This is a genomic window from Allobosea sp. AK1 (assembly GCF_006714945.1).
GTDB classification, from domain to species: domain Bacteria; phylum Pseudomonadota; class Alphaproteobacteria; order Rhizobiales; family Beijerinckiaceae; genus Allobosea; species Allobosea robiniae.
This window is the reverse complement of the sequence record NZ_VFMG01000002.1, coordinates 112,608-130,612: the sequence shown is the minus strand read 5'-3', so window position 1 is coordinate 130,612 and position 18,005 is coordinate 112,608. Positions and strand designations below refer to the sequence as shown.

Below are 18,005 nucleotides of genomic sequence, written 5' to 3'. Positions count from 1 at the left end.
GTATGAGATATAGCTGTGCGCTACGATTTGAACCTTCTACCAATCTTTGTTGCCCTGATGGAGGAGCGCAGCGTCACGCGCGCTGCTGATCGGATCGGTATGACCCAGCCAGCGCTGTCAAACGCGCTCGCGCGCCTGCGTGCGATGTTCCAGGATCAGCTTTTCGTCCGTGAACGATACGGCATTCAGCCGACGCCGATCGCATTGGAGCTTTCACCTGTCATTGCCGAGGCGCTGGCGAAACTTGATGACGCCGTACTTGGCCAACAGGGGTTCGATCCCGCGAACGCCGAGCGGCTGTTTACCATTGCGCCAAATGGTTATGTCGAGTTCGTTCTGGTGCCTGCGCTTGTTGCGAAGCTTCAGGCGGTCGCCCCTGGGATAAGTCTTCGGATGATCTCGTATGGGAACGACCTTGGGGAGACCGGTGTCGTTTCCGGCAGTACCGCACTAGTGCTCGGACGGATCGTAGATCCGCCCGACAGCCTCGTGGTGCAACATCTGATGGACGAAGGGCTGGCCTGTGTGGTGCGGGCCGATCACCCCCTCGTCGGAGACAGCATCACGCGAGAGCAGTTCGAGCAGCTGCGGCACGTCAACATTGTGCCGCTTGGCCGAATGCGGGCTGGATTGTTTCAGGCACTCGCGCAGCAACAGGTCAAACGAGAGGTGGCCGTCTCGGTCACTAACTTCTTCGCCGTAGCCGAAATCGTCGCCATGACCGACTATTGCGCGACACTGCCCAAGTTGATCTGCCGCCAACTGGCGCATAACACGCGGCTGAAGATACTTGCCGCTCCTGTCGACCTCGGAACCTTTCCCGTCGAAGTTGCGTGGCATGTGCGCTACCGTCATGATCCAGCGCATCGCTGGCTGAGATCGCTGATTATAGATATCACAGCGGCTCTCCGGAATGGTGAACTGTAATCCTTTGCGGAGGGTCAGGGCACTCTGGCCTGATCCGACCTCGCTGAGAGGCCCAAGCTGATTATAGTGGGGGTTGGCCTTGGCGCCAGCACGGGCGGAGTAGCTGGACGGGCTTGCGCAGCCGCCCTTTCGGTCATGGTGTCAACGTGCACCGAGTCCCCGATGTGGGCTGGCAAAATACCCTACATAGCGGGTTGTGCGGATCAGCCGGCGTCTTGATCGGTCGAAAACCTTTCTGGAAGGCGGCCACCGCGATGGGGCGCCACTCGATACTCGCCCGGCCTTCAATAGTTGTCGGCCGGTCTCGGCCGCGTGCTTCTCGCGACGGTTCTCCACCTTACGCGGTCACAGAGTGTCTATCAGTACAGAAACGTGCGCCGCGCGCTCGTAGGTCGGCGTATGTCAAGCTCGGCTTTCCAAGGCCGAACAAACCTCCGCGGCGCGCGTGTCGGGTCGCGAGCGATCACCCTCTAGTTGGGCGGTCGCGCGGACTTTGGCGGAGGTGTCGAGAACGCGGCGCAGGGCGTAAGGTCACTGGACGGCTTAGCCCGATGAGGATGCAAAAGGTGATTATCGCGAACACCAGGATGGCGGGGGAAGATAAATTAGTAAAATCGGTATCTTACGGGAAGTCGTGTTCTGCGTTTGTTCGACTGTTCCCGTTCTCTCTCGTGTTCGTTCTTGCGCCAAAATGACCCCGCCCGTAAGGTCCCGGTAGCGCCGCCATCTTTGACCTGCGCTGCGAGGAGCGCGCTACAGTTGGACCGCCTTTGCTTGGCCGTACCCGTAGTGATTATCGCGCTTGCACGAAAATTCTTGAAATGGTGATGCTAGCGAGGAATGATCGCGCATCTGACGAACTCGGAGCCCTGATCGACCCGGATCGTCTTCGGTTAGCCCAGTTTCGCGCAGACCCTTTCGAGCGTGGCGACGACGTCCTCGGCCCGGTAGCTGAAGCGGGGATCGATCGCCGGCGAGAAGCGCGAGAAGGTGTCGACCACCGTCAGGATTCGGATTGCGACCCGTAGCAAGTTGGTCATGGACGAAATCCATCGCCCAGACATCGTTGGGCCGTGTCGCCGGCGCGCGATCCTCGCGCAGCTTCGCCTTGACCCGGCGCTTGGGCGTCTTGTTCCGGAGTTGCAAGCCTAACACATGGTAGATCCTTCGAATCCGCTTCTGATTAACATGCCAGCCCTCGCGTCGCAGCAGCACGGCGATAGCCGTAGCGAACACGGGTCTCGCAGATAGCCTTGATCCGGGCTGCCAAGGGGGCCTGGTCGGGCCGGCACGATTTGTAGTGGTAGCTTGAGGTGTCGAACTCAAGGACCGCACAGGCCCGCCGGATCGACACCTGCCATTCGCCACACATCGCGCCGACAAGCTCGCGCTTGCGACCAGGCCTTGTATCTCACGGTTGCCGACCGGCTCTGAGCCGGGGAAGCTGTCGACGGAAGGGAGCCCGTACAGGCCTTGGGTGATTGAGCCCGCCTCTGAGCATGGGGCCCCGCCCGTCGGTTCCAGAGGAGCCCGAACAGTCGCTTGGGCCGCAGTGCGAGCCCGGATTTGCAAGGACGGGTCATGGAACAACCTCCAGCGCCGCCGAGCTTCGTCGCCATCGATGTCTCGAAGGATCGTCTCGATGTCCATGTTTTGCCGTCTGGCGACGCGTTCGCGGTCGCCCGTAACGGCAAAGGCTTGGACAAACTGCTGACAGCCCTTCGCTGCCGATCCGTAGGCCTCATCGTGATCGAAGCGACCGGAGGATATGAACTCACGGTATCAGCCGCAATTGCCGCTGCCGATCTACCGCTCGCCGTTGTTAATCCGCGTCAGATTCGGGATTTTGCTCGTGCTACCGGGCGAGAACGATGCCTGCCGCAACTAGATGGGTCGTTTGACATCTCGGATCCCATGGATGCCGACCAAAACAATCTAATGGGCGATCGCTGCAACAGCAGCGTTACACACCGCGATATCCTGTTCGACGGTGCCCCCGCTGGCGCCGACCGCACCTATAATGACGTTATCATATACGATCGGCACGCCTCCACCGATCAAGACGACAGCGCCACCATTGCTGTGCTGAATTCCGTACAGGTCAGCACCCGGCTGAGCCAGATGGTTCAGCTGTTGGGTCGACTTGTCGAAAATTCTAGCGGTGCGGGCTTTGCCGATGGCGAGATCGACGCATCCGATGAGTGCCCCATCCTGCCGCGTAAAGGACAGCAAATGCCCGCCGGCATCGACCACGGCAATACAGTAAGGCACGTCGAGAGCGTCTGCGGCTCTAATTGCGGCGCGGATCATCTGCTGCGAGTCCAGGGAGCTCAGGGTGGAATATGTTCGAGGCATCGGGGTGTCTCCATTTCTCGGGGCCCTGATGCTCGCGCCGATGCGATTGATCGGATTTGGCATGAGCATTGGGTACCTTGGTGGCCGCTGGTTGGGCCCCGATGAAGCGGTACCTTCATCGGGGGCGACTGTTTGGCCGGATTAGGCGACGGCCATGCCGTCGAGCGTGACGGCAGTGCGCTCTGCGATGTCCGCGATAACTGATACGTAGTGTTGGAAGTGCGCGGAATTGCGGTGCGCCGCAACGGCGGTGTTGTTTGTGTAGAGTTCGTCGAGCACGAACCGGGACGGATCGGCTTGGTCCCGCCAAAGGTCGTAACGCAGATTGCCCGGCTCGGCGCGGCTCGGCGTGAGCATGCCGTGGAGCAGATCGCGCAGTTCCTCGGTCTTTCCCGGCCGAGCGACGAAGATCGCCACGGTTTTCACATATTGGGTCATATTATTTTTCCTTGTTGGGGGGCGTATCCGGCGGGGCGCAACCGGAGCGCGCCGCCGGTCATTCGCGTGCTCACTCCTTGGCGAGCCAGCTGTCGAGGGCCTCGATCAGCTTCGCGGCGAGCAGGTGATCCGACGCCATGTTCTGACCGGTGATCAGTTCGCGATCGATCACGACATTGGGTGCCCAATCGACCGGATTGGTCGTCACCTTTGCGCCGCTCAGCTGCAGCGCGTCTGGCATGTAGAAGGGCAGCTTGGCATGGAAGAGATTGTCTTCCGCCCACTGCTCTTCACTTACCGAAAAAACAGTCGCCTGGTAGCCTGTGTAGATCCAGCCCTTGGCGATCGCGGCGGCCGCCTCTCCGTTACCGGTAACCAGCGCTGCCCGGAACTCCCGGGCCCGCGGCATGGCCGCGGTGATTGCCACCGGCCCGTGGCAAAGCAGGGCGGTTGGCTTTGCGGCGTCATGGAAGTGGCGCAGGATCGTGCCCATGTCCTCGTCCTGCATCAGATCAACGACCGGAGCATGGCCGCCGGGCACGAAGACGCCGGCAAAGCGGTCGAGTCCACCGTCTATGACAGAGCGCAGCGTGCGCACCTGGTTCATCGTAGGGTCGTCGGCGTAGAAAGCGTTGGCCCGCGCATGAGCCGCCTCGTCACCGCCGAAATGCTGCGCCGAGTCCGATGCTTCGTCGATATGCATCTTGGTACCGGCCGGCGTGGCGAGCACGATGTCGTAGCCGGCGTCGAGCAGCGCCATCGATGGCACGACGGTCTCGTTGAGGTACTGGCCGATCGCGGCCGAGCCACCGCCCTTCAGTTCGATCTGCGTCGCATTTGAGCCGATAACGAGTACTGTTGCCTTGGTCATTGGAGCCTCCGTTTGCTGCACCGCTGTGGGTGAAAGCACTATGAGCTCCCTGCACATATTCCAGAAGTTGATTGTTCTGATTTTAGATATGCTGTATGAGATATAGCTGTGCGCTACGATTTGAACCTTCTACCAATCTTTGTTGCCCTGATGGAGGAGCGCAGCGTCACGCGCGCTGCTGATCGGATCGGTATGACCCAGCCAGCGCTGTCAAACGCGCTCGCGCGCCTGCGTGCCTGCGTTGACCACGTCCGGCTTGTCCTGAAAGTCTTGGAACAGCGGGTTTGCCGTGCTTGGCCAGCATCGCTTGACCCGGCGCCGGATCCCGCGCGGACGCGACGATGAGGAGCATCTCATCGCCGACATCTTCGATCTCATTCATTGTTATGTTCGCAAACGCGGCCTCTCTGGCTCGCGGACTTGGCCCGCCCCCATAAGGCGGCCCGGTTCTAATCTAATGCATGGTAAGCTTGGCGGCCACGGTTGAGATGGCCGGCGCTTCTTAGGGATCGGCGTCCCGCCGCCAGCCCCGACATGGGGCAACATGCTCGCCGATGGGCGCGGCTATCTGCGGCAGGCCTGGTGGCTGGCCGTGTTTCCGGGGCTTGCCATCATTGCGTAAACACACAATAGCGTCTCGAATTCGACGAATTCCACTTCACTTACTCGCCAAGCGCTGCCATCAATCGCCTGAAGATCTATGTCTTACTCGGTGTCGAAGAATAGTATAATATTCCGAGTTCATCCCATTTTTTCTCTGCGGATTCGAGATAGTTTCGACTATTATCCGCATCAACATCAAACAATGCGGCGCTTATTGCTTCGACTAGACAAATCGACGGAAGGACGGTCGGGAAGAAAGAAAAGCCTTCCGACGGAACGACCAGAGCATGGTCGGCCTTGTCCGCAACGGGCGTATTGACCGAGTCGGTTATCAGATAAACAGGAACCCCTCGCTCGCGGCAAAATTCCGTGGCGAAGAGTGCCCATCGATACAGGCGCCACACGGTGAATATGACGACGACATCGTCAGAGCACAGATCGGAGATATTGTTGCTGATTGAAACAGGATCTTCCAAAATCTCACATCGATATCCTGCAAGCCCGGCGTGATGTCCGAGAAGACGCCCTGCAACTGCCGAGCTTCCCGAAGCAATAATCACGCGACGCTTTGCTCCGGCAAGCGCCTGTGCAGTCTTCTTGACCAGGCTCCTATCGAACGTGCGCCTCAGGCTGGCCAGATGTTCCATGTATAGGGAAATGGCGTCTTCAAGCGGTTCTCCGCTGGCCTTCGACCGGTGGGCGTCGCGAAGCTGAACTGGAGAGAGGGTACTCAGGTACCTGTTGCGGATCTCGCTGCGCAATTCGGTCCATCCATCAAAGCCCAGAAACTGCGCAGCCCTTGAGACTGTGGCGGTATTGACCCCGGCGCAAGCCGCAACTTCGGCTGCCGTGGCATAGGATGCCTGTTCCACACCTTCGATGATACACTGAATTACCCGCTCGCAAGACTTTGATATCTGGGGGTTATTTTTCAGCGCATGAAGCCATTCCTCCGCCGATCGGAATGCGTCAATCCGGTTTTGCAATGGCTGTTGCATTTTAGAAAAATTTCCATCATTATGATCGAGTTGTTGCATTCTTTGTTTAAGCGTCTCACGTCGCACCGGCCGGATGCAACCGCAATGGGTGAGCGCAGAATCTTACGGCGGGGCGCATCTCAGCGTCCGATATCCTCGCGACCAAAAATACTCCGACAACCTGAGTAACAAAATAGCAGTAGGATGAGCGGTTACATGTCGTCGACTTTGATCATCAACGCTCAGATCGTCGATGCTTCGTATAAGGAGCCGTTCGAAGCGAACGTCCTCATCGAAGGTTCGGTCATCAAAGATATTCGAGCGACGGCAAAGGCCCGCGACGGGGTCAGGGTTATCGATGCGCGCGGGGCAAGTCTGATGCCGGGCCTCATCGACTGCCATGTGCATGTCGTTGCCAGCATGATGAACCTGGGCCTGAACGCTCAGTTGCCTGATGTCGTCGGTGTCTTGAAAACAGTGGAAATCATGCGGGGCATGCTGTCGCGTGGTTTCACAAGCGTGCGGGACGTCGGAGGAGCTTCGGCCGTCCTTGCGAAAGCCCAGCGCGACGGATTGATTGAGGGGCCCAGGCTGTTTGTTTGCGGCAAGGCGCTTTCGCGTACCGGGGGTCATACAGATTTTCGTGCGTCGAGCGACGCTAGCGATCGGTACGCTAACGACAGGCGATATGGCTCGATCGGACGCATTGCTGACGGCTGCGTCGAGGTTCGCCGTGCTGCGCGCGACGAACTGCGACAAGGAGCGAATTTCATCAAGGTGATGGCCAACGGCGGAGTTTCCAGCCCAAACGACCCGATCGCCTGGTTTGGCTATAGCGAAGACGAATTAAAGGCAGCTGTGAGGGAGGCTGCAGACGCCCAGACTTACGTCTCGGCGCACCTCTATACGGCCGACGCCATCGAACGTGCGCTCGTTTGCGGTGTCCACTCGCTCGAGCATTGTAATCTCATCGACAAGAAGCGCGCGGAAATGGCCGCGGCTGCCGGCGCGATTGCAGTTCCCACGCTTGTCGTTTTCGAAGAGCAGTTTCGCAGTGGGGTCTCGCTGGGCTTGCCAGCCGAAAATCTCTGCAAACTCCAGATCGTGCGCTCCGCCGGTTTCGAGTGTCTGGAAATGCTGAGGGCCGCAGGGGTACCGATGGCCTACGGCACCGATCTGCTCGGCGAGACGCACGCGGCTCAAAACGACGAGTTCGCGATCCGCAGTGAGGTTCTCGGTGCCCGCGATATTTTGGCCAGTGCTACGACGATCGCGGCGAGGCTGATCGGCATGGAGGGGCGGCTTGGTGCCGTGCGCCCGGGAGCGGAGGCGGACCTGCTGCTCGTCCAGGGCAACCCGCTCGAAGACATCCGCGTTCTCGCGCGCCCCGCTGAGAACCTTCTCATGGTCATGCAGGGCGGGCAGATCAGATTCGGGGGGCTGCAATGAGCATCCCGTCAATCAGAGGGCCAGCGCCACAGAGCCTGGCCGTTCGCGATGCCGGCGTTCTTCTTGGGCGGGTCCTTTACCTTTCGCTTGTGGCAAGTGGGTTGCTGCTCACTCTCGTTCCCGTCGTGCTCGTGACGTGGCTAAGCCTCTTCGCCAACGAGGTTCCGACTGTGCCGCCGTCGGGATACACGCTGAAATGGTATGCCGCATCGCTCGCCAATCAGCAGTTCTTGACCGGCTTTTCGATCAGTATCCAAGTCGCCGTGATCGCCACGGCCATCGGGCTCGTCCTCACGATCCCGGCGGCGATTGCGCTTGCCAAACGCGCCATACCCTACTCCGACTGGATGGTTCAATTCTTGATGGGGCCGATGATCGTTCCGGCCATCGTGCTGGGAGCAGGGCTCTACGTAACGTTCATTCAACTTGAAATCGCTTTCGATCTGCCTTTCGTGGGCTCGGTGCCGGGGCTGGTCCTTGGGCACATCCTCATTACCATACCGTGGAGTCTGCGCCTGCTCTTGGCGAACCTCAACGGCGTGAACCAATCTATAGAAGATGCTGCTGAGAGCCTAGGCGCCCGTCCTTTCACCGTTTTGACCAAGGTAACGCTGCCGCTCGTCTGGCCTGGGCTGGTCGCAGGCGCGCTTTTCAGCTTCGTCGTGAGCTTCAGCAATCTCGAGATATCGCTCTTCTTGGTGGCTCCTGGGCAGACGACGCTGCCGATCGCCATCCTTCAATACCTCCAATGGAAGCTGGACCCCAGCGTCGCTGCCGCCTCTGTCCTTCAGATCGCCGTCATCACCATCGGCGTGCTCATGACGGACCGCTTCGTCCCCTTGACCAAGGTCGTCTGATGTCATCCCTATCGTTACGGAATGTCTGCAAACAATACGCGGACTTCACTGCCGTTCACGATTTTTCGCTCGATATTGAGCAGGGCGAACTGATCGTCTTCCTGGGGCCTTCCGGCTGCGGGAAAACCACAACGTTGCGCATGGTGGCCGGATTCATCGAACCCACCACCGGATCGATCATACTCGGGGACAAGGAAATCACGCGCGTTCCGGTCTATGACAGGAACATCGGGGTGGTGTTTCAGAATTACGCGCTTTTCCCGCATTTGTCGGTCTTCGAGAACGTTGCGTTCGGGCTGCGGCGGCGAAAGGTGCGGGACGGCGAGTTGCGCAAGCGCGTCGCTGACGCGCTCGGGATCGTCCAGATGGAGCATCTCGCCGAGCGCAAACCCTCGGCGCTTTCGGGCGGGCAACAGCAGAGGGTGGCGATCGCGCGGGCCATCGCCATCGATCCGGCGGTTCTGTTGCTGGACGAGCCGCTGTCAAACCTCGACGCTAAACTGCGCCTCGATGTTCGGCGTCAGGTTCGCGACCTTCAGAAGTCGTTGGGTATCACGGCCATCTTTGTGACGCATGATCAAGAGGAAGCGATGAGCGTCGCGGATCGGATCGTTGTCATGGACGGCGGCAACATCCTTCAGATCGGCACGCCGCAAGAGGTCTATTCAAAACCCGTCAGCCGGTTCGTTGCCAATTTCATCGGTAGTGCGAACTGCCTTGGCGGGCGGTGCGACGGGGCCGACCGATTTCTCATAGACGGTCGCATTCCAGTCGCATCGACCGAACTGTTTTCCGGTTGCGACAGTATCATGATCCGCTCCGAAGCCATCTCGCTGTGGCCGGACGATTCCAGTCCGGACGGGACAGTGCTCGACGTCGAACTGCGCGCAACGACCTACCTGGGGTCCGGGGCGCTCCTGCATGTCTCCGTCGGCGGGATCGATCTCGACGTTCGTACGGCAGCGCTGCCGGCGACCGACTGGCTTGCAACCATCGCGAATAGCGGCCGACTCCGGATCAAAATTCCTGCCAGCGCGGTCGTCGGCATCGTTTGAAACGAACAATGAAGGGGAAAATGATGAGCAGCCTTTCTCGACGGTCCTTCAATCATCTACTTCTCGGGGCCGCCGCCGGGTCGGCATGTCCGGGATTCGCATCTGAGGCTGCGGCTCAGACCGGCGGCCGGCTCGTCATCGGCACCTGGGGCGGCGATACACAGACGATGCTCGACAAATTCGTCGTGAAGCCGAAGGTCCAGAGCGCAGGCGTCTCGATTGCATACGACGCAGCGTCGGAAGCCCCGCGCAAGACGAAACTGCTTGCGGAACGGCCTCTGCCAAGGGGGACGCTCGATGTCGGGGGGTTCCAGCCGCCCAGCACCTTCGAACTTCAGAACGTTGGCGCGCTTGAAGAACTCGACAGCTCTCGTGTCAGCAAATTTAATAGCATTTTGCCGAACATCCAGTCGAAATATGCCATTCCGCAGTTCTATACGGCACGCGTGATACTCTACAATTCCCAGAAAGTGACCAATCCACCCAAGTCGTATGCCGATCTGTGGAAGCCCGAATACGCAGGCCGGGTCGGCATCGTCGACATTCAGTACCAGTCCACGATCGAGTCGGCCGCCCTAACGGCCGGCGGCGCGGTCGGCAATTACGAGCCAGGCAAGGCCCGGCTGCTCGAACTGAAAAGGCAGGGGGTTAAGGTCTATCCTTCGAACGAGGCTCTCGGGCAGGGGCTGGCGAGCGGAGAAGTCTGGGTCTGCATCATGTGGCAGGCCCGCGGCGTCAAATGGCAGGACGCCGGACTGCCGATATCCATCGTCTATCCCGAGGAAGGCGTTGCGCTGTCGGTTTACGAGTACGCGATGCCCAAGAACGCGCGCAACAAGGAGGCAGCTTACCTCTTTCTGAACGGCCTGCTCGACGAAGGCGCCCAGATCGGTCATGCGCGCGAGCACGGATACATCCCGTCACGAACGGATGTCGAGCTTCCAGCTGACCTAAAGGCACGTATCCAGATCCCGGACGCGTTCGCCAACAAGCTTCTGCTGCCGGATCTCGCATATCTGCGCGAAAACGATAGCCAGCTCAAGGACTGGTGGGATCGCGTGTTCAAGGGTTGAGGTGGCTGTTCTCATGCAAACGAGAGCCCCGAAATGGCTGGTAATGCCCGTGCTCCTGGTCACAGGCATCACTCTCTTGGCTCCACTTGGTCTGTTGGCGCGCTACAGTCTTAACGAATTTCGTCCGGCAGAATTCATGGTCCCAGGGTTGACGCTGGGCAACTACTTCAATGCTTTGGGAGATGAATACTATCGGAATATCCTGGCGAACACGATCCTCATGTCCGTCGCAATCACCCTGATATCGTTGGTCGTCGGCTATCCCATGGCACTATTCACGGCCCGGTCGCGTCGGTTCAAGAAAATCCTGCTCTTGTGCGTGATATTGCCTCTGTTTATCGGCAATGCCGTTCGCGCAGCTGGCTGGATGATCGCTTTTGGCGAAGTGGGCTTAATCAATACGCTCCTGCAACGTCTCGGCATCATCGAAGCGCCGGTTCAGATCATGTACACATGGGTGGCAGTCCTGATTGGTGCCGCAGCCGTCAACACACCTTTCGTGGTTTTGACGATCCAGAGCGTGCTCGAAGGGATTAGCGCGTCGATCGAGGAGGCTTCCGCAAGTCTGGGAGCCATTCCGGCCGCCACATTCTTCAAGGTAACGTTGCCGCTGTCCCTGCCCGGCGTGCAGGCAGCCGCTGCGCTGTCGTTCATCCTGGCGATGAACTCGTTCGCGACACCGGTGCTGTTGGGAGGGCCAAGCTTCCGCATGATGGCCCCGGCGATCGCCGAGGAGATCATAGCCAAGAACAACTGGCCCTCCGGAGCGGCGCTCGCCTTCATCCTCGTGACTACGACGCTGGCTCTGAACGCGCTCATCCATCTGGCAGCAAGAGGGCGGCGAGGCACTTAACGGACGTTTCCCGACCTCCCGAAGCCAAGGCCAAGCCGACCATCCACGTCACGCACAAGCCTGCCGTGCATCGCAAAGGGGAATTGAGAATGACGTCGCTTACTCGGGATCAAGCGAGCGGGACCGCAGCATGGTGGGATGCGACGGTCGAGGGGGCGCAGCTTTTAGACGGGCTGGATCGATGAGTGAAACCCTTAGCATTCGTGCTCTCGCGCTCGACTTTTACGGATTGCAGGTGCTCCGTGGCGTGGATTTCACCATTCCAGCAGGCTCCTTCACGGGTCTGATCGGTCCCAACGGAGCCGGCAAATCGACCCTGTTTAACGCGGTATCGGGAATCTATCGCCCGAAGGGCGGTTCCGTGCGCCTGGGCTCTCGGGACATCACCGGTCTGGCGCCCGAGAAACTGGTTGCGGCTGGGCTCGTGCGATCTTTCCAACTGGCACGCGGCTTTCCCAAGCTCAGCGTGTTCCAGCATCTCATTTTGTACGGAGCGGCGCAGCCCGGCGAGGGGCTTATCGCAGCCCTGCTCGGCAGCGCGGCAGCCCGCCAACGCGAAGCGGAACTGGCCGAACGGGCTCATGCGATTGCCCGACGCCTGCGCCTCGACCACATCATCGACAATCCGATCACGGCATCTTCCGGTGGGCAAAAGAAACTCGTCGAGATCGGCCGAGCGCTGATGGCGGATCCGCAGATCCTCCTTCTCGACGAACCGATGGTGGGCGTGAACCCGACGCTGGCTGAGAAGATCGCCAGCCAACTGGTCGACCTCAACCGCGAGGGCCTGACCATCTGCCTCATAGAACATGACATGGCGTTGATCCGGAAGCTTTGCGATCCGGTTATCGTCATGGCGGAAGGCAAAGTGCTGACGCAGGGCCGCTTCGACGACGTTGCTTCGGACGAACGCGTCCTGGAAGCCTATCTCGGGAGGCGGCATTGAGCGCGCCCGCTCTCCTCGTCGCTGGCGGCCTCGTTGCAGGCTATGGCGCGTCGGAACAAATCCTGAGGAGCTTCGATCACGGTTGCCGTGGACGGGCGTCCCAGCGGCGTGGCGCTCGGTGCTTATGCCGTGGTGATCTTCCTGGAGAGTACGCGCTTCATGGCCGAATGGGTGCCTGGCTTGCAGCCGGTCCAAATCGCAACGGTGCGAGAGATGATGGTCGGCCTTGTCCTCCTTCTCGTTCTGCATTTGAGACCACAAGGCATCTTACTCGAACGCATCCCGAAGGCGCCCCCGGTGCCTCTGGCCATGTGAAACAAGGATCCGCAATGACTGACGATTTCGCTATACTTTCCGCCGTCATCAAGGAGCCCGGACAGCCGCTCACGCTCTTCCGGGCTTTCGAAGCGGTTACGCAGCGCCTCGTTGGCCATCAGCATTTCACGCTGTTGTACGTCGACGGGCCGGATGTAGCACGCATCTACTCCAGCCGGCCTGCCGAGTACCCGGTCTCCGGCCGCAAGACGATGGGCCCGACGCCCTGGGGCAAGCATGTGCTGGAGGGTCGAAAATCCTTTCTCGGCAAGGACCTGGCGGACATCCGTTGGGCGTTCTCCGACCACAAATTGATCGAGAGAATGGGCCTCGGCTCCGTCATCAACGTGCCGGCGGTCTATAACGGAACTGTGTTAGGCACCATTAATCTGCTTGCTCCAGAGCATCATTATCGCGAAGAGCACGTCGCACAGGTCGAACAACTCGCGCCCGTGCTCCTCCCCGCCTTCCTCACCGCGTGTGGCTGACACGTGCAGATGAAGCGGCCCGGCGGGGCCAAGCATGCGCCATTTCAATCGAGATTGGCGGACTCAGCGACCAACCCATCGCATCGAAACGGGGCGCAAATGACTGAAGAGATACGTCTGTCGCTCGTGGAGCTTCGACGGTTCACCGTTAACCTGCTGGTGAACAATCAATTCTCGTCGGAACAGGCGGCGGCCATAGCTGCCGTAGTATATGCCGCCCAACGTGATGAATGCCACTCCCACGGCCTGTACCGGCTGTTTGGTTACGTCCAGTCCGTTGCGATGGGATGCGCGAACCCGGTCGCTGACCCGAGGGCGATCGACCATGCTGCGGGTATCGTTCGTGTCGATGCCAGCTTCGGGTTCTCCGTCGCCCGCGGGATGCCGCTATTGACGGAGAAGGCCCGCACTGCTGGTCTTGCTGCTCTGATGATCAACAACTGCTTCAACCTTTCCGCTCTTTGGACCGAGGTCGAGGCGCTGAGCGAAACTGGGCTCGCTGGCATTTCGATGACGGTAAGCCAAAGCGCAGTCGCTCCTGCGGGTGGCAACAAGCCTCTCTTCGGAACGAACCCTATCGCTTTCGCGTGGCCTCGCCCCGACGGCCCACCCTACGTTTTCGACTTTGCCACGAGCGTCGCTGCCCGTGGTGAGATCGAGCTCCATCAGCGTGGCGACAAGCCTATCCCTGCCGAGTGGGCTGTCGACAGCCAAGGTAACCCGACAACCAACGCCGCCGCGGCTTTGGCAGGCGCAATGCTGACGTTTGGCGGATACAAGGGATCAGCCTGTCGACAATGGTCGAGTTGATGGCCGGGCCGCTGATCGGCGACAAGACGAGCGCTTCGTTGCTGGAGTTTGACCAGTGCAAAGGCGCTGCTCCATGTCATGGCAAGCTAATTTTTGCGTTCGACCCGACGGTGTTCTTGCGCGATGAGGCTGCGCATTATCTTGCCGGAGCAGAATTGATTTTCAACGCAATCGTGGGTCAAGGAGCACGGCTGCCATCACAACGGAGATACGAGGCTCGCAAGCGCAACGAAGAAGTGGGCGCCTGCATCCCTCGATCGCTCCACGACGATCTGCATGCGCTCCTTCAGCTGAGTTACTTACAATGAAAAATGCTGTCGCAGAGACTTCATACTCGGGCATTGCCTATGTGCAGGGCGAGGCGTCAGGAGAAGTCATAGCCAGCGGTCTGGAGTTGAGCTTCTGGGGTGGAGTCGACCCTGGTAGCGGGGAGGTTATCGATCGACATCACCCGCTGAGCGGTCGGATTCTAGGAGGCAAGATCCTGGCGATTCCGGGCGGGCGCGGATCGTGTTCAGGCAGCGGCGTCATCCTTGAACTGCTTCTAAATGGCAAGGGCCCCAAAGGAATGATCGTCGAGCGTAAGGACGACATAATGACGCTCGGTGTCGTGATAGCCGAAGAGGTGTTCGGCGTATCCATTCCTGTCGTAACGCTCGATCCAAGTGATTTCCGGAACGTACTTTCGTCCGGATACGTGGAAATCAAAGGCAATCAGGTTCGGTGTGACGCGCGCGCGCCCGGCAAAGACCGACGGGACGACGCGGGCATCAATCACGGCGGATTTCCTGTCGAGCTCTCGGAAGTCGACAGGCAGTTCCTGGATGGGTCGTACGGTAAGGCCGCCCAGGCGGCGATAAAAATCATACTGAGAATGGCCCAGTTGCAGGGAGCCCGGCAACTCATGGATGTGTCGCAAGTCCATATCGACGGCTGCATCTATACTGGACCCGGCTCTCTGGCGTTCGCACGGCAACTGCGCGATTGGGGAGCAAAAGTCGCGGTACCGGCGACACTAAATTCAATCTCCGTGGATTACCGACGATGGCGCGCTCACGGGCTTGATCCGGCTTTCGGAGTACCTGCAAGCCAACTGGGCGATGCTTATACCGATATGGGTGCTCGACCGACGTTCACCTGTGCGCCGTATCTTTTAGATACGGCTCCGAGCAGGGGGGAGCAGATTGCTTGGGCGGAATCGAACGCAGTTGTCTACGCTAACAGCGTACTCGGTGCGCGAACGATGAAGTATCCAGATTTCCTCGACATCTGCATCGCGCTGACGGGGCGTGCCCCCCTGGCGGGTTGCCATGTCGATATGAACAGGCTAGCGAAACTACGAGTGAATATTCACGAAGTCGGTCGCGTGGACGACGCTTTCTATCCGCTGCTGGGTTACCATGTCGGCATGCTCGCGGCGAACCTCATTCCCGTTATCGTCGGGCTTGAAGACGCCGCGCCCACGCACGACGACTTGAAAGCTTTCGGGGCTGCCTTCGCTACCGTCTCAAGTGCTCCGATGTTCCATATCGTGGGTGTTACTCCGGAGGCAAACACGCTGGAAAGCGCAATCGGGCAGGGAACGGACGTGACGTCGATAGACCTGAAGTTGTCCGATCTCATCGAGAGCTGGAATGCGCTCAACAGCGCGCACGAAGAAAAAGTCGACCTCGTCTCGCTTGGCAACCCACACTTTTCTGCGACGGAATTTGGCAAACTCGCCGAGCTATGCCGTGGAAAAACAAAGCATCGAGATGTCTCGATTATCGTAACGTCTGGGCGCGCTGTTCTCGAACAGCCAAATGTTGCAGGCTTCAAAGTGGACCTCGAAGCGTTTGGCATTCAGTTCATCACAGATACATGCTGGTGCATGATCACTGAGCCGCTAATTCCCGCGACGGCAACGTCCATCATGACAAACTCTGGCAAATACGCTCACTACGGCCCGGGCTTGACCGGTAGGCGCTTTCATTTTGGAAGTCTTTCAGATTGCGTCGAGGCGGCGGAGACCGGCTTCCGTCGCGGCGAACGACCAGAATGGCTAAGGGCCGATTGATGTTCGTGACTGTCAGCCGTCCGTCTCCCCGGCCTGTTCTTTGTCCCCGGCTCGAGATCACCGATTGGAAGCATTTCCTGGTTGGTTTGGCCTGAGCAAGCTTGGTGAAGTTGGCAATTCCGTGCGTTGAGAACGTCGCGAATCCGGGAGGGCTCTTCAGGGATCTCCGCGAGCGCCTCGAGCAACCGGCCCCTCGGATTACTCCTCGAGTGGGCATCACGGATACGGCGGATTAGCTGCTCGTCCACGGCGACCTCATGAACCCGGTTCGCGGCCATCTTAGGAGATCGACGGCTTGGAAGCGAACCCGATATCGTGAAGCAAAAGCCCACCTGCATCCTCTCGCACAGGAGCTTGACGCGCGCTCTCGGCATTCGATCGCGGCGCGACAAGCCTTTTACCGGCATGCGCAGGACGCGAGGAGTTTCTCTGTTCACCGCGTTGGGCCTGAAGGCGGCAGCCTCGCGCAATGTCGCTCCGCAGCTTCAGGCATGTGTGTTTCGGCGTGCAAGTTTTGCGGGCCGTTTGACAATCCCTAGTCCGCTGCGGCGCCATAGGGGACGTTTTGACGCCCGAAGCGGCGGATGCGCACGTTCGCCTGCTCGGCGTGCCCGACGAACCCCTCCATGATGCACAGGCGGGAACAGTACTCCCCGATCGCGACCGAGGCCTCGTCCGTGCGGACGCGCTGGTAGGTGCAGGTCTTCAGGAACTTGCCGACCCAGAGCCCGCCCGTGTAGCGCGCGGCCTTTTTCGTCGGCAGCGTGTGGTTGGTGCCGATCACCTTGTCCCCGTACGCGACGGTGGTCCTGACACCGAGGAAGAGCGAGCCGTAGTTCGTCATCCGGTCGAGGAAGTACTGCGGGTCGGCAGTCATCACCTGGACGTGCTCAGAGGCGATCCGATCCGCCTCCAGGACGAGTTCGTCGACCGTGTCGCAGACGATCACCTCGCCGTAGTCCTCCCACGCCTTGCGAGCGATCTCGCCGGTCGGGAGAATCTCCAAGAGCCGCTCCACCTCGCGTATGGTGTTTCGGCCGAGGCTCTCCGAGGTCGTGAGCAGGATAGCGGGAGAATTGGCGCCGTGCTCGGCCTGCCCCAGCAGGTCGGTGGCGCAAATCTCGCCGTCGACCGTCTCGTCCGCGATGACGAGCACCTCGGTCGGCCCCGCGAACAGGTCGATGCCGACCCGGCCGAACAGCAGGCGCTTCGCCTCCGCCACGTAGGCGTTGCCCGGGCCCGCCAGCATGTCGACCGACGCGATGGTCTCCGTGCCGAACGCCATCGCGGCGATCGCCTGGACGCCGCCGAGGCAGTAGATCTCGTCGGCGCCCGCGAGGTGCTGCGCCGCGACGATCAGCGGCGCGATCTCGCCGTTGAAGGGCGGTGCGCAGGTGATCACGCGGTCGCAGCCGGCGACCTTGGCGGTCAGCACCGACATGTGCGCGGAGGCCAGGAGGGGGTACTTGCCGCCCGGCACGTAGCAACCCACGTTCGCGACGGGAATGTTCTTGTGGCCGAGCACCACGCCAGGAAGGGTCTCGACCTCGATGTCCTTTAGGGCTGCCCGCTGCGCCTGCGCGAAGTTCCTGACCTGCGCCTGGGCGAACTCGATGTCGTCGCGCTGCCTCGTCGTCAGCCTGTCGACGCATCCGGCGATCTCCGCCGGCGTCAATCGGTAGGATGCGCGGTCGAGGCCGTCGAACCTGTTCGCCAGCTCGCGCACAGCCGCGTCGCCTCCCGACTCGACTTTTCCGAGAAGGCCCTTGACCGTCTCCGTGAGGGCGGCGTCTTGGGTCCCGTCTTCGACCCGGCCGGCTGCTTTGATGCGCCTGATCATGTCGCTTGCTCCTTTCGTGGCCCGCGTCCGCAGGCGCTCTACCGACGCCTGACTCGCCCTGGAGATTATCGGCCCGGCGGAGGGGAGCAATT

Annotated in this window: 14 protein-coding genes and 5 pseudogenes; 13 read left to right on the top strand and 6 right to left on the bottom strand. The window is 60.1% G+C overall.

Translation table 11 applies throughout. The features are described 5' to 3' along the window. Window positions 1–15: 15 nt before the first annotated feature. A complete protein-coding gene (locus tag FHT98_RS25770) occupies window positions 16–927 on the top strand; it encodes a LysR family transcriptional regulator (RefSeq protein WP_142115977.1) in 912 nt (303 codons plus the stop codon). A gap of 896 nt (window positions 928–1,823) precedes the next feature. On the opposite strand, the pseudogene FHT98_RS25765 reads toward FHT98_RS25770, so the two are convergent. Then, window positions 1,824–2,332 (bottom strand): annotated as a pseudogene (locus FHT98_RS25765) (DDE-type integrase/transposase/recombinase); the annotation flags it as partial. A 176-nt stretch (window positions 2,333–2,508) separates the two neighbouring features. Here FHT98_RS25765 and FHT98_RS26565 point away from each other — a divergent pair. Then, window positions 2,509–2,793: pseudogene (locus FHT98_RS26565) on the top strand (IS110 family transposase); the annotation flags it as partial. Between the two features lie 69 nt (window positions 2,794–2,862). Here the strand turns inward: FHT98_RS26565 and FHT98_RS25760 are convergent. The 3 genes from FHT98_RS25760 to FHT98_RS25750 all read right to left on the bottom strand — a co-directional run bounded on the left by FHT98_RS25760 (window position 2,863) and on the right by FHT98_RS25750 (window position 4,591). Then, complete coding sequence (locus tag FHT98_RS25760) at window positions 2,863–3,237, bottom strand: GlcG/HbpS family heme-binding protein (protein ID WP_248309370.1); 375 nt, start codon at window positions 3,235–3,237, stop codon at window positions 2,863–2,865. 186 nt (window positions 3,238–3,423) lie between these two features. After that, the gene (locus FHT98_RS25755) at window positions 3,424–3,720 is read right to left on the bottom strand and encodes a putative quinol monooxygenase (RefSeq protein WP_142115975.1); all 297 of its coding nucleotides are present in this window, start codon (window positions 3,718–3,720) and stop codon (window positions 3,424–3,426) included. A gap of 70 nt (window positions 3,721–3,790) precedes the next feature. Beyond that, window positions 3,791–4,591 carry a type 1 glutamine amidotransferase domain-containing protein gene (locus FHT98_RS25750; RefSeq protein ID WP_142115974.1) on the bottom strand — a complete coding sequence of 267 codons (801 nt, stop codon included), beginning with the start codon at window positions 4,589–4,591 and terminating at the stop codon, window positions 3,791–3,793. 108 nt (window positions 4,592–4,699) lie between these two features. Here FHT98_RS25750 and FHT98_RS26825 point away from each other — a divergent pair. Both FHT98_RS26825 and FHT98_RS26555 read left to right on the top strand, forming a co-directional pair. Beyond that, window positions 4,700–4,825: pseudogene (locus FHT98_RS26825) on the top strand (LysR family transcriptional regulator); the annotation flags it as partial. A 265-nt stretch (window positions 4,826–5,090) separates the two neighbouring features. Beyond that, window positions 5,091–5,204: pseudogene (locus tag FHT98_RS26555) on the top strand (ABC transporter permease); the annotation flags it as partial. Window positions 5,205–5,289: 85 nt separating this feature from the next. On the opposite strand, the gene FHT98_RS25735 reads toward FHT98_RS26555, so the two are convergent. Next, complete coding sequence (locus tag FHT98_RS25735; RefSeq protein ID WP_142115973.1) at window positions 5,290–6,231, bottom strand: MurR/RpiR family transcriptional regulator; 942 nt, start codon at window positions 6,229–6,231, stop codon at window positions 5,290–5,292. A gap of 156 nt (window positions 6,232–6,387) precedes the next feature. Between FHT98_RS25735 and FHT98_RS25730 the strand changes: the two genes are divergently transcribed. The 9 genes and pseudogenes from FHT98_RS25730 (at window position 6,388) to lhpI (ending at window position 16,073) form a co-directional block, all read left to right on the top strand. Then, complete coding sequence (locus FHT98_RS25730) at window positions 6,388–7,620, top strand: metal-dependent hydrolase family protein (RefSeq protein WP_142115972.1); 1,233 nt, start codon at window positions 6,388–6,390, stop codon at window positions 7,618–7,620. Between the two features lie 101 nt (window positions 7,621–7,721). Next, window positions 7,722–8,477: an ABC transporter permease gene (locus FHT98_RS25725; protein ID WP_142115971.1), complete on the top strand. Its 756-nt coding sequence runs from the start codon at window positions 7,722–7,724 to the stop codon at window positions 8,475–8,477. Further along, window positions 8,477–9,532 (top strand): ABC transporter ATP-binding protein, encoded by a 1,056-nt coding sequence (locus FHT98_RS25720; RefSeq protein ID WP_142115970.1) that lies wholly within the window; start codon window positions 8,477–8,479, stop codon window positions 9,530–9,532. The genes FHT98_RS25725 and FHT98_RS25720 overlap by 1 nt, the downstream gene beginning before the upstream one ends. A 23-nt stretch (window positions 9,533–9,555) precedes the next feature. After that, a complete protein-coding gene (locus FHT98_RS25715) occupies window positions 9,556–10,605 on the top strand; it encodes an ABC transporter substrate-binding protein (RefSeq protein WP_185745294.1) in 1,050 nt (349 codons plus the stop codon). Window positions 10,606–10,648: 43 nt separating this feature from the next. Further along, on the top strand, window positions 10,649–11,458 hold the full coding sequence (locus tag FHT98_RS25710) for an ABC transporter permease (RefSeq protein WP_142115968.1): 810 nt from the start codon (window positions 10,649–10,651) through the stop codon (window positions 11,456–11,458). A 181-nt stretch (window positions 11,459–11,639) separates the two neighbouring features. Further along, window positions 11,640–12,404 carry an ABC transporter ATP-binding protein gene (locus FHT98_RS25705; RefSeq protein WP_142115967.1) on the top strand — a complete coding sequence of 255 codons (765 nt, stop codon included), beginning with the start codon at window positions 11,640–11,642 and terminating at the stop codon, window positions 12,402–12,404. A 329-nt stretch (window positions 12,405–12,733) separates the two neighbouring features. Continuing rightward, window positions 12,734–13,207, top strand: coding sequence for a GAF domain-containing protein (locus FHT98_RS25700; protein ID WP_142115966.1), 474 nt, complete (start codon window positions 12,734–12,736; stop codon window positions 13,205–13,207). Window positions 13,208–13,306: 99 nt separating this feature from the next. Beyond that, window positions 13,307–14,325 (top strand): annotated as a pseudogene (locus tag FHT98_RS25695) (Ldh family oxidoreductase). Further along, on the top strand, window positions 14,322–16,073 hold the full coding sequence (gene lhpI, locus FHT98_RS25690; RefSeq protein WP_142115965.1) for a cis-3-hydroxy-L-proline dehydratase: 1,752 nt from the start codon (window positions 14,322–14,324) through the stop codon (window positions 16,071–16,073). The pseudogene FHT98_RS25695 and the gene lhpI overlap by 4 nt, the downstream one beginning before the upstream one ends. A gap of 535 nt (window positions 16,074–16,608) precedes the next feature. Here lhpI and hisD read toward each other — a convergent pair. Beyond that, window positions 16,609–17,913 carry a histidinol dehydrogenase gene (hisD, locus tag FHT98_RS25685; RefSeq protein WP_142115964.1) on the bottom strand — a complete coding sequence of 435 codons (1,305 nt, stop codon included), beginning with the start codon at window positions 17,911–17,913 and terminating at the stop codon, window positions 16,609–16,611. Window positions 17,914–18,005: the final 92 nt, after the last annotated feature.

Bases quoted from the DNA above. Each gene is read 5' to 3' on its own strand.
- FHT98_RS25760 (WP_248309370.1), bottom strand. From the start codon at position 3,237: ATGATCCGCGCCGCAATTAGAGCCGCAGACGCTCTCGACGTGCCTTAC.
- FHT98_RS25755 (WP_142115975.1), bottom strand. From the start codon at position 3,720: ATGACCCAATATGTGAAAACCGTGGCGATCTTCGTCGCTCGGCCGGGA.
- FHT98_RS25750 (WP_142115974.1), bottom strand. From the start codon at position 4,591: ATGACCAAGGCAACAGTACTCGTTATCGGCTCAAATGCGACGCAGATC.
- FHT98_RS25735 (WP_142115973.1), bottom strand. From the start codon at position 6,231: ATGCAACAACTCGATCATAATGATGGAAATTTTTCTAAAATGCAACAG.
- FHT98_RS25730 (WP_142115972.1), top strand. From the start codon at position 6,388: ATGTCGTCGACTTTGATCATCAACGCTCAGATCGTCGATGCTTCGTAT.
- FHT98_RS25720 (WP_142115970.1), top strand. From the start codon at position 8,477: ATGTCATCCCTATCGTTACGGAATGTCTGCAAACAATACGCGGACTTC.
- FHT98_RS25715 (WP_185745294.1), top strand. From the start codon at position 9,556: ATGAGCAGCCTTTCTCGACGGTCCTTCAATCATCTACTTCTCGGGGCC.
- FHT98_RS25710 (WP_142115968.1), top strand. From the start codon at position 10,649: ATGCCCGTGCTCCTGGTCACAGGCATCACTCTCTTGGCTCCACTTGGT.
- FHT98_RS25705 (WP_142115967.1), top strand. From the start codon at position 11,640: ATGAGTGAAACCCTTAGCATTCGTGCTCTCGCGCTCGACTTTTACGGA.
- FHT98_RS25700 (WP_142115966.1), top strand. From the start codon at position 12,734: ATGACTGACGATTTCGCTATACTTTCCGCCGTCATCAAGGAGCCCGGA.
- lhpI (WP_142115965.1), top strand. From the start codon at position 14,322: ATGAAAAATGCTGTCGCAGAGACTTCATACTCGGGCATTGCCTATGTG.
- hisD (WP_142115964.1), bottom strand. From the start codon at position 17,913: ATGATCAGGCGCATCAAAGCAGCCGGCCGGGTCGAAGACGGGACCCAA.